The organism is Methylobacterium sp. 174MFSha1.1 (assembly GCF_900116815.1).
In the GTDB taxonomy this organism is placed as follows: domain Bacteria; phylum Pseudomonadota; class Alphaproteobacteria; order Rhizobiales; family Beijerinckiaceae; genus Methylobacterium.
The window spans coordinates 15372-29903 of sequence record NZ_FPCB01000039.1 but is presented as its reverse complement, the minus strand read 5'-3'; the positions used below and the strand labels follow the sequence as shown (position 1 = coordinate 29903).

Below are 14532 nucleotides of genomic sequence, written 5' to 3'. Positions count from 1 at the left end.
CCCGATGAGCGCCACCGCCACCGCCGCGCCGGTCGTGGGCCAGAGCACGGCCGACGAGTCCGCCCAGGTCCGCCTCGCCGTCAAGGACCTCAACTTCTACTACGGCGACTTCAAGGGGTTGAAGAACATCAACCTCAACTTCCTCGACCGCCAGGTCACGGCACTGATCGGGCCGTCGGGCTGCGGCAAGTCCACCCTGCTGCGCACCTTCAACCGGATCTACAGCCTCTATCCGGAGCAGCGCGCGGAAGGCGAGATCCTGCTCGACGGCCGCAACATCCTGGACTCGTCGATCGACCTCAACGAGCTGCGCGCCCGGGTCGGCATGGTGTTCCAGAAGCCGACCCCGTTCCCGATGTCGATCTACGACAACATCGCGTTCGGCATCCGGCTCTACGAGCGCCTCGGCAAGGCCGACCTCGACGTCCGGGTCGAGGAGGCCCTGCGCAAGGGCGCGTTGTGGGACGAGGTGAAGGACAAGCTCAAGCAGTCCGGCATGGGCCTGTCGGGCGGCCAGCAGCAGCGCCTCTGCATCGCCCGCACGGTGGCGCAGCGCCCGGAGGTGATCCTGTTCGACGAGCCGACCTCGGCCCTCGACCCGATCTCGACCGGCCGCATCGAGGAGCTGATCGAGCAGCTGCGCGGCGAGTTCACCATCGCCATCGTCACCCACAACATGCAGCAGGCGGCGCGCATCTCGCAGTTCACCGCCTTCATGTATCTCGGCGAACTGATCGAGTTCGGGCCGACCAACCGGCTGTTCATGAACCCGTCGAAGCGACAGACCCAGGACTACATCACCGGCCGATTCGGCTGAGGCTCACGGACTCATCCCGCCGGCCCGGGCTTCGCCGGGCCGGCGCGCCACACACTCCACCTCATCGCGGGGAGTCAGCCCTCATGTCGAACCACATCGTCACCTCCTACGATCAGGAGCTGCAGAACCTGCGGCGCAGCATCGCCGAGATGGGCGGCATCGCCGAGAAGATGGTGGCCGATTCCGGCCAGGCGCTGCTGCGCCGCGACACCGCCCTCGCCCAGAGCGTCATCGCCGTCGACCAGCGCCTCGACGGGCTGCAGCGCGAGATCGAGGAGAAGGCCATCCTCCTCATCGCCAAGCGCCAGCCGATGGCGGTCGACCTGCGCGAGACGATCTCGGCGATCCGCGTCTCGGGCGACCTCGAGCGCATCGGGGACCTGGCCAAGAACGTCGCCAAGCGCGTCGTCGCCGTCGCCGACCAGGTCCAGCTGCAGAAGATCGTCGTCGGCGTGGAGCACATGAACGAGCTGGTCCAGGGCCAGCTCAAGGACGTGCTCGACGCCTACGCCACCCAGGACACCGTCGTCGCCCTCGACGTCTGGGCCCGGGACGGCGGCATCGACGCCCTCTACACCTCGCTGTTCCGCGAGCTCCTGACCTACATGATGGAGGATCCGCGCAACATCACGTTCTGCACGCACCTGCTGTTCTGCGCCAAGAACGTCGAGCGCATCGGCGACCACACCACCAACATCGCCGAGACCATCCACTACCTCGCCACCGGGGAGACGCTGCCGACCGATCGTCCCAAGAACGACCGTTCGAGCTTCGCCACCCTCGATTCCCAGCCGGAGGCCTGACGGGTCGGCCCGTGCCGGGCTTCGTGCCCGGCGCGTGTCACCCTCTCCGGATCCCGCCCGAAGTGCCCCGCATGAGTACCCGCATCCTGATCGTCGAGGACGAGGAGGCGCTGACCCTCCTCCTGCGCTACAACCTCGAGGCGGAGGGCTTCGAGGTCGACGCCGTCGCCCGGGGCGACGAGGCGGATATCCGCCTGCGCGAGCAGATCCCCGACCTCGTCCTCCTCGACTGGATGATGCCCGGCCTCTCCGGCATCGAGCTCTGCCGGCGCATCCGCGCCCGCCGCGAGACCGAGCGGCTGCCGGTGATCATGCTCACCGCCCGCGGCGAGGAGGGCGACAGGGTGCGGGGGCTCGCCACCGGCGCCGACGACTACATCGTCAAGCCGTTCTCGGTGCCGGAACTCCTGGCGCGGGTCCGCGCGCTGCTGCGCCGCGCCAAGCCCGCCCACGTCGCCGACCTGCTGGTGGCCGGCGACATCGAGCTCGACCGGGTCAGCCACCGCGTCCGCCGCGACGGCCGCGAGCTGCATCTCGGCCCGACCGAGTTCAAGCTGCTCGAATTCCTGATGCAGAGTCCCGGCCGGGTCTTCTCCCGCGAGCAATTGCTCGACGGCGTCTGGGGCCACGACGTCTACATCGACGAGCGCACCGTCGACGTGCATATCGGCCGCCTGCGCAAGGCGATCAACCGCGGCCGCGACACCGACCCGATCCGCACCGTGCGCGGCTCCGGCTACTCGTTCGACGAGATGTTCGCGCCGGAGGCGTGAGGCCTCGCTCACGTCGGGCAGAAAGCTCGGCCGTCGGCTGCTCCACCCTCCTCGTCATTTCGGGGCCGCGCAGCGGAGCCCGGAACGACGCGGTGGATGTCAGGGCATCGAGGGACCTTGAAACGCCTGCCCCCGCCAAATCCCGACTTCTCGCGGATTGCCGCCGGACAGGATTCGTTAGGATTTGAGCGATATCGTCGACCAGTCGGAAAGGATCGGTGCGGAAGCGGCGCTACGCCGCCTCCGGATCGGTCGTCCGGATGCGGGACCTTAGCGAAACCCGACGACCTTACGTTCGCGCTTGCGTTCGGCGGCGGGCTGGTAGGCGATCCGGCTGTGGTGGGTGCAGTAGGGCAGGCCGGTGATGGCGCGGTCGCCGCAGAAGCGGAAATCGGGCGTGGACGGGTCGCCCATCGGCCAACGGCACATGAATTCCCGCAGCTCCATGATGGTGACGCGGGCGCTCTCCGGCAGCGCGGTGGTGTCGGCGGGCGATGCGGCCTGATACAGGGCGAGGGCCGGCGGCGCGGGAGCCACCACAGACGGGGTCTCGCCGGCAGCGGACTCGCCCTCGGCCCGGGGACGGCGGCCGCCGGCCGGCGCGGTGCCGTTGGCCTTCGCGACGCGCCCGGCCAGGCCGAGGCGGTGGACCTTGCCGATGACGGCGTTGCGGGAGACGCCGCCGATCTCGGCGGCGATCTGGCTGGCGCTGCGGCCGTCGCTCCACAGCCGCTTGAGAAGCTCGACGCGTTCCTTCGTCCAGCTCGGACCCGCATCCATCATCGCCGCCTCCAATCCCCCGACATCACCCATGGAATCGGCACGCAGCCGCGAGCGGCACGCCGTTCGGCCGCGCGGTGACTCCATCCGATCCTGCTGGTGATCGCCGCCACGCCTGGAGCGGTGGCGACGGGGGTGAACCTACAGGACGGCCTAACATCCGCGCAAGAGTCCGCCCCCCGTCGAGTCGGTTTTTCCCCGCGGCCGGCCGGCGGTCCGAACGCGGCCGGGTTGCGCCTCCGGTCCGGCGCGCGTCGAGGCCGCGCCGGATCGCTCCCACAAATTACCCATCTGAATCAATGGCTTGTCGGGTCTGTCCGAAAGGGGTGCCATACTGGGGCGCCGCATGATCGCAGGTTGCGCTGCCGTAGCGGCCTCCGACAGCCGGGGGTTGTCTCTCCGGTCTCCGGCAAGCGTGGCCGCAGTGCCACGCCGCCCTGTCCGGCAAGCTTGGCCGCAGTGCCACGCCCCTCGTCGGCAAGCGTGGCCGTGATGCCACGCCCCTCGTCGGCAAGCGTGGCCGCGTCGGCATGCACCGGGCCGGCGGGCCGGCGATCGCCGGTGCCCGGAACGTTGCCGGGGGCCGGGACGGGGCCTATCTTGAGAGGACCAACAGGGCCGACGCCAGCACCGACGGCCGCCCCGGGAGACCTCATGCGACCACTCCTCGCGTGCGTCCTGCTCGCGCTCTCGTCGCCCGTGGTGGCGGCCGAGGCCGTGCACCTCGCGCCCCACCGCGCCGTCTACGACCTGTCCTTGTCCGGCAGTTCCGGCACCCGCGCGGTCGAGAGCGCCCGCGGCCGGATCGTGTTCGATTTCACCGGCGATGCCTGCAAGGGCTTCGCGCTGCAGTACCGGCAGGTGACGGTGCTGGAGAGCTCGGAGAGCGGCACCCGCACCTCCGACCTGCGCAACACCACCTTCGAGACCGGCGACGGGCGCAGCTTCCGCTTCCGCACCCAGTCCGACCTCAACGGCAAGGCCGCCGCCCCGGTCGACGGCAACGCCGAGCGCGGCGACAAGGGCCTCGACATCACCCTCAAGCAGCCCAAGCGCGGCGAGATGGCGGTGCCGGGCGAGGTGCTGTTTCCCGCCGCCCACATGAAGCGGCTGATCGAGGCTGCCCGGGCCGGGCAATCCACCGTCGCCGTCAAGGTGTTCGACGGTTCCGACGACGGCCGCAAGGTCTACGACACCCTGGCGGTGATCGGCCCGCAGCGCGTCGCGGCCAAGCCCGAGGCGAAGCCCGATCCCGGCACGCCGGACGCGTCCAAGCCGGATTCGTCCAAGTCAGATTCGTCCAAGCTGGATTCGTCCAAACCCGCGGCGGCCAAGCCCGCCTCCGCTCCGGTCGAGGCGCCGTTGCGCGACGGCGCGATGGCGTCGATGCCGCACTGGCCGGTGACGCTGAGCTACTTCTCGCCGGGGGAGGGGGAGCGGACGCCGGTCTACGTCCTGGCCTTCGACCTCTACGAGAACGGCGTCAGCGGCGGCTTACGCCTCGATTACGGCGAGTTCTCGCTCAAGGGCGAGCTGTCGCGGATCGACCTGATGCCGGAGAGCAAGGACTGCAAGTAGGACGCCGCCACGGCGGACGGCCGGACCGGGAGCCGTCAGCGCGGCTTCCGCTCCGGCGGTGCCTTGCTCCCCCGCTCCTGGCCGCGTGGATCTCCGGCCGGCGGCGCGAAGCCGAGCCCGCGCTGCACGGCGGCCGCGCCGAAGCGCTCGCGCAGGGCGTCGATCGCCGCCGCCCGGCTCGCCTCGCGCACGGCCGAGACGTCGGCGAGGTCGCCCCGGTCGGCATGGGCCGCGTCGCAGAGGTCGCCGGCCCCGATCCCGATCAGCCGGTAGGCGGTGCCGTCGCAGGACTCGCGCAGCAGCGCCTCGGCCGGGCGAAACAGCCGTTCGGCGACCTGCGTCGGCGCCAGCCCCGAGCGGGTGCGGGTGCGCAGGCGAAAATCCCGGTCCTTCAGCTTCAGGGTCACGCTGCCGGCGGCGAGCTCCGCCCGCTTCAGGCGCCGCGCCACCGTCTCGCACAGCCGCCACAGCACCGGCCGCAGGGCCTCGAAGGCGCGCAGGTCCTCCGCGAAGGTGGTCTCGCCCGAGATGCTCTTCGCCTCCCGCCGCGGCTGGACCGCGCGCCGGTCCTCGCCGCGGGCGAGCGCCAGGAGGCGGGCGGCGTCGCGCCCGAGGCTCGCATGCAGCCGCTCCGGCGCGATCCGGCCGATCTCGCCGATGCGGTGGATGCCGAGCGCCGCCAGGCGCTCGGCCGCGGCCTGGCCGATCCCGGGCAGGATCCGCACCGGGCGCGGCGCCAGGAAGGCTTGCGCCTCCGCCCGGCCGATGATCGAGAAGCCGCGCGGCTTCTCGAGGTCCGAGGCGATCTTGGCCAGGAACTTGTTGGGCGCGAGCCCGACCGAGACGGTGATGCCGATCTCCGCCTCCACCTTGCGGGCGAATCGCGCCAGCGTCACGGCGGGCGGGGCGCCGTGCAGCCGCTCGGTGCCCGAGAGATCCAGGAAGGCCTCGTCGATCGAGACCGGCTCGACGAGCGGGGTCAGCGCCTGCATCATCGCCCGCACCTGCCGGCCGACCCGGGCGTATTTCTCCATGTCGGGCCGCAGCACCACCGCGTCCGGGCAGGCTTCGAGGGCGCGGAACATCGGCATCGCCGAGTGGACGCCGCGGATGCGGGCGATGTAGCAGGCGGTCGAGACCACCCCGCGCCGACCGCCGCCGATGATCAGCGGCCGGTCGCGCAGGGAGGGGTCGTCGCGCTTCTCGACCGCGGCGTAGAACGCGTCGCAATCGACATGCGCGATGGCGAGCGCGTCGCGCTCGGGATGGACGAGAAGGCGCGGCGAGCCGCAGGCCCGGCAGCGCGGGGCGTCGCCCGCCAGGCTTGCCCCGCAGTCGCGGCAGAGCGCGCCTGCGCTCACGCCCCGAACTCGCCCGCATTCTCGGGTGGGCCGAGGCGGCGCCAGGCCTGGGTGATCCGCTCCGGCGGCACCTCCAGGGCGGCGGCGCAGGCGACGAGCAGCTCCTCGTCGGCCACCACGTGGTCGAGGAGGCCGGCGACGAGATCGGGACTGTCGGCCGCCTGCCGCAGCGCATCCGGCGAGAGACCGGAACTCTCCATGAACCGGAGCAGTCGCCCGGGCTCGCCGGTGACGTAGGCGAAGACGCGGGCGCCCAGGGCCTCCGCGGCGGATTCACTCAGCACTCCGCCACGGGGATCGGACCCCCTGGCAAATCCATCGAATTTGCGTTTCATCAACATGTGCCGCTTAACAGTGTTGCGGATCCGGTCGCAGCCGGGGTGTGACGCGGCCCGCGGGAGCGCCGGAGACAGTGAGCCATGACGAAGACGGTGCTCATCGTCGAGGACAACGAGCTGAATATGAAGCTTTTCAACGACTTGTTGGAGGCTCACGGCTACGCGACCCTCAAGACGGCCAACGGGATCGAGGCGATCGAGCTGGCGCGCCGGCATCGGCCTGACCTGATCCTGATGGACATTCAGCTCCCCGAGGTGTCGGGCCTCGAGGTCACTAAATGGCTCAAGGAGGACGATGAGCTCAAGAGCATCCCGGTGATCGCCATCACGGCCTTCGCCATGAAGGGTGACGAGGAGCGCATCCGCGAGGGGGGCTGCGAGGCCTACCTGTCCAAGCCCATCTCGGTCGCGAAGTTCCTCGCGACGGTCCGCACCTATGTCGGCGACGAGCGCCAGAGCTGAGCACAGCTGAGAGGGGCCTGGCCTTCCATGTCGGCACGCGTTCTCATCGTCGACGACCTCTTCCCGAATATTAAATTGCTCGAAACGAAATTGACCGTCGAGTATTTCGACGTCATTTCGGCGATGAACGGGCCCGACGCGCTCGCGGTGTGCGAGAAGGGCCTGTGCGACATCGTTCTGCTCGACGTGATGATGCCGGGCATGGACGGGTTCGAGGTCTGCCGGCGGATCAAGTCGACGCCGACGACCGCGCATCTGCCGGTGGTGATGGTGACCGCCCTCGACCAGCCGAGCGACCGCCTGCGCGGGCTCGACGCCGGGGCCGACGATTTTCTCACCAAGCCGATCGACGACACCGCCCTGATGGCCCGGGTGCGCAGCCTGGTGCGCCTGAAGGCGGTGACCGACGAATTGCGCAGCCGCGCCATGGCGTCGCGGGTCGGCGACCCGCTGGCGGCCGCCGCCGCCGAGACCGGGCACAATGCCAACGTGCTGATCGTCGAGGACCGCCGCTCCTCCGCCGAGCGGCTCGCGGCGGCGCTCGGCCAGTACCATTGCGTCGAGACCGTCGCCTCGCCGCAGGAGGCCCTGGATCGGGTCAAGACGGGCGATTACGACGTGGTGCTGGTGAGCCTCGACCTCCAGGACCATGACGGCCTGCGCCTGTGCAGCCAGCTCCGCTCCCTCGACCGCACCCGCACCGTGCCGGTGGTGATGATGGCCGACGCCCATGACCGGGCGCGGATCATGCGCGGGCTCGATCTCGGCGTGCACGATTACCTCGTCCGCCCGATCGACCGCAACGAGCTCGTCGCCCGGGTCCGCACCCAGGTGAAGCGCCGGCGCTTCTCGGATTCGCTGCGCGAATCGGTCCAGGTCTCGATGGACCTCGCGGTCACCGACGGGCTCACCGGCCTGCACAACCGGCGCTACCTCGACAGCTACCTCGGCGGCCTGTTCTCCGAGCCGTCCTTGCGCGACCGGCCGGTGGCGCTGCTCCTCCTCGACATCGACCGGTTCAAGACGATCAACGACCGCTTCGGGCACGATGCCGGCGACGAGGTCCTGAGGGAGTTCGCCACCCGCATCCGGGCCCAGACCCGCGGCATCGACGTGGTGGCGCGCTTCGGCGGCGAGGAGATCGTCGTGGTGGTGCCCGATACCGGGCTCGAGGCCGCCCGCCAGGTCGCCGAGCGCATCCGCGAGCGGATCGAGGCGGCGGCGTTCCAGGTCCAGCGCGGCACCAGCGCCATCGACGTCACGGTCTCGATCGGCGTCGCCGCCCGCCAGCCGGAGGATGCCGACCCGGCCCAGATGCTCAAGCGCGCCGACCTCGCCCTCTACCAGGCCAAGCAATCCGGCCGGAACCGGGTGGTCGCCGCCGTCGCGGCGTGAGGGATTTTTCTGGAACCTCGACGGTTTCACCACCCTCCTGGTCATTCCGGGGCCGCGAAGCGGAGCCCGGAATCCACAGCCTCAGTTTCCGACGAATCGAGCGGGACGCGGTCCGCTTCATTCTAAGCCATCAGCGGTTCTGGATCCCGGGCTCCGCTTCGCGGCCCCGGGATGACCAGGAGGGTGACGACGCCGTTGAGGATATCGACGGCGTGCCGTGAGAAGGGGGCATGAACGCCCCTCACCCCGCCAGCAATTCCCCCAGCACTCCCGGCATCATCTCCGGCAGGTCCTCCGCGATCAGCCCCGGCCCGTGCCGGTGCGCGGCCGCGGCGTGGAGCCAGACCGCGGCGGCGGCGGCCTCGAAGGGCGCCATCCCCTGGGCCAGCAATCCACCGATGAAGCCGCACAGCACGTCGCCGCTGCCGGCGGTGCCGAGCCAGGGCGTGCCGTTGGGGTTGATGGCGGCGCGGCCGTCCGGCGCGGCGATCACCGTGTCGGGGCCCTTCAGCACCACGACCGCGTCGAGATGGGCTGCGGCAGCTCGCGCCCGGGCGAGCTTCGAGCCCTCCGCCGGCACGGCCGCCACGCCGCGGAACAGGCGCGCGAACTCGCCCTCGTGCGGGGTTGCGACCGCCTGCGCCCCGCCCGCGGCGATCATCTCCGCGAGCTCGTCGGCCTTCCCCGAAAAACTCGTCAGGGCGTCGGCATCGAGGACGAGGCCGCGGCCGGCTTCCGCGGCGACCCGCACGAGGTCGCGGGTCGGGGCGCCGGTGCCGAGGCCCGGGCCGGCGACGATCGCGTTCAGGCGCTCGTCGGTGAGGGCGTCGTCGAGGTCGTCGGCCCCGTCGCAGGGGCGGAGCATGATCGCGGTGAGCTGGGCGGCGTTCTCGGGCAAAGCCGGCGTCGGCGACAGCACGGTTACGAGGCCGGCGCCGATGCGCAGCGCGCCCCGGGCGGCGAGCCGCGCCGCCCCGGTGCGGTGCGCGGGGCCCGACAGCACCACGGCGTGGCCGCGGGTGTATTTGTGGCTGTCCTCGGCGAGGCGCGGGAAGGCGGCGCCCCACAGATCCGGGCCGTTGACGTGGGCCCGCGGTGCGATCTCCGCCACGACGGTCTCCGGGACACCGATATCCGCGACCGTCACCGGGCCGCACAGGCGCCGGCCGGGCAGCAGCAGGTGGCCGACTTTACGCCGCACGAAGGTGACGGTCTCGGTCGCCGTCACGACGGGACCGCGGGCGGCGCCGGTATCGCCGTCGAGGCCCGAGGGCACGTCGACGGCGAGCACCGGCACGCCGGCCCCGTTGACCCGCCCGACGAGCGCCGCGGCGTCGCCCTCGAGCGGCCGGGTCAGTCCTGCCCCGAACAGCGCGTCGATCACGAGCGCGGCGCCCGCGGGTTCGGCGGACGCGACCTCTGTCACCGGACCCGTCCACTCGGCCGCGGCGGCCGCCGCGTCGCCCGTGAGCGTGTCGCGGGCGCCGAGCAGGGCCACCTCGACCGTAAATCCCGCCTCGGCCAGCAGCCTGGCGGCCACGAACCCGTCGCCGCCGTTGTTGCCCGGCCCGCACAGGACCAGGATCCGGCCTTCGCCCTGGCCCGCGAGCGCCCGGGCCCGATCGGCGACCGCCTCGCCGGCGCGGTGCATCAGCGTCAGGCCCGGCGTTCCGGCGTGGATCGTTGCGGCATCCGCCCGCCGCATCTCGTCGGTGGTGAGCAGCTCGGTCCCGGCCATCGCATCATACTCCGAGAAGCGCCCGGACGCGGCGGCCCTGCCGCGGCGCCGGGCTTGAGAACGGCGGATTGCGCAACAAACGCGCAGCGATTGCTTATCGATTAGGCATTCCCGGTCCGCTCTCGGGAAATCCCCCGTGGCGGTCGGCGCGGCGCGATGCTAGGAATGCCGCCGGAACCGTTGCAGACCAGGCCCGCCCGGCATGAAGAAGATCGAAGCGATCATCAAGCCCTTCAAGCTCGACGAGGTGAAGGAGGCGCTGCAGGAGGTCGGCCTCCAGGGCATCACGGTGATCGAGGCCAAGGGCTTCGGCCGCCAGAAGGGCCATACCGAGCTCTACCGGGGCGCCGAGTACGTGGTCGACTTCCTGCCCAAGGTGAAGCTCGAGATCGTGCTGCCCGATACGCTGGTGGACGGCGCCGTCGAGGCGATTCGCAAGTCGGCCCAGACCGGCCGCATCGGCGACGGCAAGATCTTCGTCTCCTCGATCGAGGAAGCCATCCGCATCCGCACCGGCGAGACCGGCCAGGACGCGATCTGACCGAGACGCGATCTGACGGCACTGCCTTCTCTGCAGCGACGAAAACCGCGGCCTGACCCCCAGGACCGCGGCTTCATGGCGGCCAAAACGCCGTTCTAGGAAGGGATCAGACGAGAATGTCTAAGACCGCGACGGACGTCCTCAAGGAAATCAAGGAAAACGACGTCAAGTACGTCGATTTCCGCTTCACCGATCCGCGGGGCAAGTGGCAGCACGTCACCTTCGACGTGTCGCTGGTCGACGAGGACATCTTCGCCGAGGGCACGATGTTCGACGGTTCGTCGATCGCCGGCTGGAAGGCGATCAACGAGTCCGACATGCTGCTGATGCCGGATCCGGCGACCGCCTGCATGGATCCGTTCTTCTCGGCCTCGACCATGTCGATCGTCTGCGACGTGCTCGAGCCGGTGACCGGCGAGCCCTACGGCCGCGATCCGCGCGGCATCGCCAAGAAGGCCGAGGCCTTCGTCAAGGCGAGCGGCATCGGCGACACCATCTTCGTCGGCCCCGAGGCCGAGTTCTTCGTCTTCGACGACGTGCGCTTCTCCGCCGACCCGTACCACACCGGCTTCAAGCTGGATTCGGTCGAGCTGCCGATCAACGGCCAGACCGAGTACGAGGGCGGCAACCTCGGCCACCGCGTCCAGATCAAGGGCGGCTACTTCCCGGTCCCGCCGCAGGATTCGGCCCAGGACATGCGCGGCGAGATGCTCGCCGCCATGCAGTCGATGGGCGTCAAGGTCGAGAAGCACCACCACGAGGTGGCGTCCGCTCAGCACGAGCTGGGCATGAAGTTCGACACGCTCACCCTGATGGGTGACCAGATGCAGATCTACAAGTACTGCATCCACAACGTCGCCCAGAGCTACGGCAAGACCGCGACCTTCATGCCGAAGCCGGTCTACGGCGACAACGGCTCGGGCATGCACGTCCACCAGTCGATCTGGAAGGACGGCAAGCCGGTCTTCGCCGGCAACAAGTACGCCGACCTCAGCCAAGAGTGCCTGTGGTACATCGGCGGCATCATCAAGCACGCCAAGGCGCTCAACGCCTTCACCAACCCGTCGACCAACTCCTACAAGCGGCTGGTCCCGGGCTACGAGGCGCCGGTGCTGCTGGCCTACTCGGCCCGCAACCGCTCGGCCTCGTGCCGGATTCCGTGGACGACCTCGCCGAAGGCCAAGCGCGTCGAGGTCCGCTTCCCCGACCCGATGGCGAACCCCTACCTGGCGTTTGCCGCGATGCTGATGGCCGGCGTCGACGGCATCAACAACAAGATCGATCCCGGTCCGGCCATGGACAAGGACCTCTACGACCTGCCTCCGGCGGAGCTCAAGGAGATCCCGACCGTGTGCGGCTCGCTCCGTGAGGCGCTCAACAGCCTCGACGCCGACCGCGAGTTCCTCAAGGCCGGCGGCGTGTTCAACGACGACTTCATCGACTCGTTCATCGAGCTGAAGATGACCGAGGTGATGCGGTACGAAATGACCCCGCACCCGATCGAGTTCGTGAACTACTACTCGCTCTGAGCCGCAATCGGCACTGGGCAAGAGACGGGGGCCGGAGCGATCCGGCCCCTTCCTTTTTGGCATCCGGCTTGCGGCGCTGCCGCGTGACGCTCCGGAGTCCCGATGACCGATCCGACCTCCCCCGCCGCGACCCTGCGCGCGCTCCTCGCCACCCTGGTCAAGTCCGCCCTGATCGCCGACGAGGCCCGCCTCGCCGCCTGGCGCCGCGAAGCGGTCGCGCTGCACGGGCGTCTCCGGACCCAGGACCTCTCCGGCCTCAAGCTCGACGGGATCTGGACGCTGGCCGTCCGCGAGGCCGAGGCGCCGGACCTGCGGCCCGACGAGACCCAGGTCTCGCTGACGATGCCGCAGGCCTGCCCGCTCCCGCTCGACGCCGTCGCCGGGCCGGGTTTCGACGTCGATGCGGCGATCGAGCGGATCCGCAAGTCGGCCTCCACCGGGTGAGGCGGAGGCCGGGCGCCGCGCTCAGGCGGGCGGCTTGAGCGGGATGCTCTGCGGGAAGTTGAACACGTTGTCCGGATCGTATTGCCGCTTCACCTCGCACAGCCTGGCGACGTTGCGGCCGTAATAGGCGTTGAGCCAGTTCGGCAGGTCGCGGCTCGGGAAGTTGACGTAGGATTGCGGCCGCACGAAGCGTTGCATTGCCGCGAAGTATTCGGTGAGCCAAGCCTGCTGCCGCTCGACCGTGTCCGGCGTGTCGAGCGGGCTCCACGACGCCTCCATCTCCAGGATGAAGTCGGAATCGCGGTGGACATAGGCTGTGTCGGTGGCCCCCACCTCCTTCACCTTGCCGCCGGCCGCGAAAAGGATGCCCATGTTCTGCTGCAGCAGCGAGCCGCCGGGCCACCGCTCCATCCACTGGATCATCGTGTCGAGCGCATCGCCGCCGAGCCGGCCCGCGACGTAGCTCGAGCGGATGTCGTACAGGCCGCCCGGATCGTCAGTGACGAGGTAGTCCCGTGCGCTCCAGTAGTTCATGCCGTTGATCTCGGCGACGACCGGCTTCGACCGGGAAAGCGGGCGGTCGAGGAGCGCCCGCAACTGGTCCGGCGGGCCGAAGAACTGGCCGAGGGTCTGCACCTGCAGCTCGCCGCGCGTCACCCGGGCGCCGGTCATCGGCACGAGCTTGCTGCGGGTCGAGATCAGGTGCGGATTCGCCAGCTGGATGTCCTGCAGGTCCAGCATCAACTCGATCTGGTGCTTGGCCGGCCAGACGATGTTGAACACCGTCACGTCGGAGACCGGGTGCGGCTCGAAGGTGAAGGAGGTGTGCACGGCGAAGTTGCCGCCGCCGCCGCCGCGGGCGGCCCAGAACAGGTTCGTGTCCGCCCCGGTCCCGCCGACGCCGCGATGCAGCGTGCCGTCCGCCGTCACCGCGTCGGTCGCCCGCAGGGCATCGCAGGTCAGGCCGTTGCGCGTCGCCGAGAAGCCCCAGCCGCCGCCGAGCACGAGCCCGCTGATCCCCACCGTCGGGCAGCGGCCGGAGGGGACGGCGAGGCCGCTGGCCCGGAAGGCGTCGGCCATGTCCTGGTTGCTGGCACCGGCTCCGATCGTCACCAGGCCGGTCGCCGGGTCGAACGCGATCCGGCTCATCGGCTTGACGTCGATCAGCAGGCCCTGCGTGGTCGAGAAGCCGGCATAATTGTGCCCGCCGCAGCGCACCGCGAAGGTCTGACGCTCCTGGCGCGTCCAGCCGATGCAGAGCCGCACGGCCTCGTCGCTCGTGCACATCGCGATCGCCAGCGGCAGCACGTCGGCCCAGCGGCCGTTATTCGGCCAGGCGGCGACCAGGAAGCCCGGCTCGCCGGGGCGGATCAGCCGGCTGCCCAGGGCGCGCAGGTCGCGGGCCAAGGCGTCGAGCCCGCGCGGCTGCGGCCCCTCCAGAGCCGCCGCACCGGGGACCCGGCTGCCGAGGGCGGCCCCGGCCAGGACTGCGCCCGACTGGAACAGCCGGCGCCGGCTGAGGGCGGTGGAACTCCGCCCGGAGAAAGTCTCGGTGGCGAAGGTCTTGGCGGCGAAAGTCTTGATCGTGGAAGGCTGGGTCATGGCGTCTGGATCGTCCGGACCGATTCGGTCACGGACAATCAGCCGGCCTGGACGCCGCAGCGTCAACGGCATAAGGATGAGAAAATCTGTTCCATGATCAGGGCTTGACGTCGGTCGACGATGATCGATCATCAATCCGGTCGATTCGTCGGGCGAGTTGATCTCGCATAGAAGGCGACATGTCTCCTCGTCATCCCGCGACGAAGCGGGTTGCAATCCGGCCGGTCACCGCGAGCAGGCTCTCATGATCCCGGGGGCGACGGGGGATCGCCGCACCCACCACGTTGCCCCGCGGCCGCACTCATCCCATATTTCCGGGCAGCGGCCGCGGCTTGCCCGTCGGGGAGCCGTCGCGTTCCGCCGCCTGGATC

At 70.1% G+C, this 14532-nt stretch carries 14 protein-coding genes; 9 read left to right on the top strand and 5 right to left on the bottom strand.

Translation table 11 applies throughout. The features are described from left to right. The first annotated feature begins 4 nt into the window (after positions 1 to 4). The 3 genes from pstB to phoB all read left to right on the top strand — a co-directional run bounded on the left by pstB (position 5) and on the right by phoB (position 2393). On the top strand, positions 5 to 817 hold the full coding sequence (gene pstB / locus BM430_RS27490) for a phosphate ABC transporter ATP-binding protein PstB (protein ID WP_093570416.1): 813 nt from the start codon (positions 5 to 7) through the stop codon (positions 815 to 817). Positions 818 to 900: 83 nt separating this feature from the next. Then, the gene (gene phoU / locus BM430_RS27485) at positions 901 to 1620 is read left to right on the top strand and encodes a phosphate signaling complex protein PhoU (RefSeq protein ID WP_093570415.1); all 720 of its coding nucleotides are present in this window, start codon (positions 901 to 903) and stop codon (positions 1618 to 1620) included. 71 nt (positions 1621 to 1691) lie between these two features. Then, complete coding sequence (phoB, locus tag BM430_RS27480; RefSeq protein WP_093570414.1) at positions 1692 to 2393, top strand: phosphate regulon transcriptional regulator PhoB; 702 nt, start codon at positions 1692 to 1694, stop codon at positions 2391 to 2393. Positions 2394 to 2663: 270 nt separating this feature from the next. Here the strand turns inward: phoB and BM430_RS27475 are convergent, their stop codons facing one another. After that, the gene (locus BM430_RS27475) at positions 2664 to 3176 is read right to left on the bottom strand and encodes a GcrA family cell cycle regulator (RefSeq protein WP_093570453.1); all 513 of its coding nucleotides are present in this window, start codon (positions 3174 to 3176) and stop codon (positions 2664 to 2666) included. A 651-nt stretch (positions 3177 to 3827) separates the two neighbouring features. On the opposite strand from BM430_RS27475, the gene BM430_RS27470 reads away from it, so the two are divergent. Continuing rightward, positions 3828 to 4751 (top strand): cell envelope integrity EipB family protein, encoded by a 924-nt coding sequence (locus tag BM430_RS27470; protein WP_093570413.1) that lies wholly within the window; start codon positions 3828 to 3830, stop codon positions 4749 to 4751. Positions 4752 to 4786: 35 nt separating this feature from the next. Here the strand turns inward: BM430_RS27470 and BM430_RS27465 are convergent, their stop codons facing one another. Further along, positions 4787 to 6112: a DNA polymerase IV gene (locus BM430_RS27465; RefSeq protein WP_093570412.1), complete on the bottom strand. Its 1326-nt coding sequence runs from the start codon at positions 6110 to 6112 to the stop codon at positions 4787 to 4789. Next, positions 6109 to 6396 (bottom strand): DUF3572 domain-containing protein, encoded by a 288-nt coding sequence (locus BM430_RS27460; RefSeq protein WP_244539683.1) that lies wholly within the window; start codon positions 6394 to 6396, stop codon positions 6109 to 6111. The genes BM430_RS27465 and BM430_RS27460 overlap by 4 nt, the downstream gene beginning before the upstream one ends. Before the next feature lie 135 nt (positions 6397 to 6531). Here BM430_RS27460 and BM430_RS27455 point away from each other — a divergent pair, with 135 nt between their 5' ends. Together BM430_RS27455 and BM430_RS27450 are read left to right on the top strand one after the other, a co-directional pair. Continuing rightward, a complete protein-coding gene (locus BM430_RS27455) occupies positions 6532 to 6912 on the top strand; it encodes a response regulator (RefSeq protein ID WP_093570411.1) in 381 nt (126 codons plus the stop codon). 27 nt (positions 6913 to 6939) lie between these two features. Then, positions 6940 to 8307 (top strand): PleD family two-component system response regulator, encoded by a 1368-nt coding sequence (locus tag BM430_RS27450; RefSeq protein WP_093570410.1) that lies wholly within the window; start codon positions 6940 to 6942, stop codon positions 8305 to 8307. Between the two features lie 241 nt (positions 8308 to 8548). On the opposite strand, the gene BM430_RS27445 is transcribed toward BM430_RS27450, so the two are convergent. Continuing rightward, positions 8549 to 10045 (bottom strand): NAD(P)H-hydrate dehydratase, encoded by a 1497-nt coding sequence (locus BM430_RS27445; protein WP_093570409.1) that lies wholly within the window; start codon positions 10043 to 10045, stop codon positions 8549 to 8551. A 202-nt stretch (positions 10046 to 10247) separates the two neighbouring features. On the opposite strand from BM430_RS27445, the gene BM430_RS27440 reads away from it, so the two are divergent. From BM430_RS27440 to BM430_RS27430, 3 genes are all read left to right on the top strand, one after another. Continuing rightward, positions 10248 to 10586 carry a P-II family nitrogen regulator gene (locus BM430_RS27440; RefSeq protein WP_060845473.1) on the top strand — a complete coding sequence of 113 codons (339 nt, stop codon included), beginning with the start codon at positions 10248 to 10250 and terminating at the stop codon, positions 10584 to 10586. A 116-nt stretch (positions 10587 to 10702) separates the two neighbouring features. Next, a complete protein-coding gene (gene glnA, locus BM430_RS27435) occupies positions 10703 to 12115 on the top strand; it encodes a type I glutamate--ammonia ligase (protein WP_093570408.1) in 1413 nt (470 codons plus the stop codon). Between the two features lie 102 nt (positions 12116 to 12217). Continuing rightward, positions 12218 to 12559 carry a hypothetical protein gene (locus tag BM430_RS27430; RefSeq protein WP_093570407.1) on the top strand — a complete coding sequence of 114 codons (342 nt, stop codon included), beginning with the start codon at positions 12218 to 12220 and terminating at the stop codon, positions 12557 to 12559. A gap of 21 nt (positions 12560 to 12580) precedes the next feature. On the opposite strand, the gene BM430_RS27425 is transcribed toward BM430_RS27430, so the two are convergent. Next, the gene (locus tag BM430_RS27425; RefSeq protein ID WP_093570406.1) at positions 12581 to 14161 is read right to left on the bottom strand and encodes an FAD-binding oxidoreductase; all 1581 of its coding nucleotides are present in this window, start codon (positions 14159 to 14161) and stop codon (positions 12581 to 12583) included. Positions 14162 to 14532: the final 371 nt, after the last annotated feature.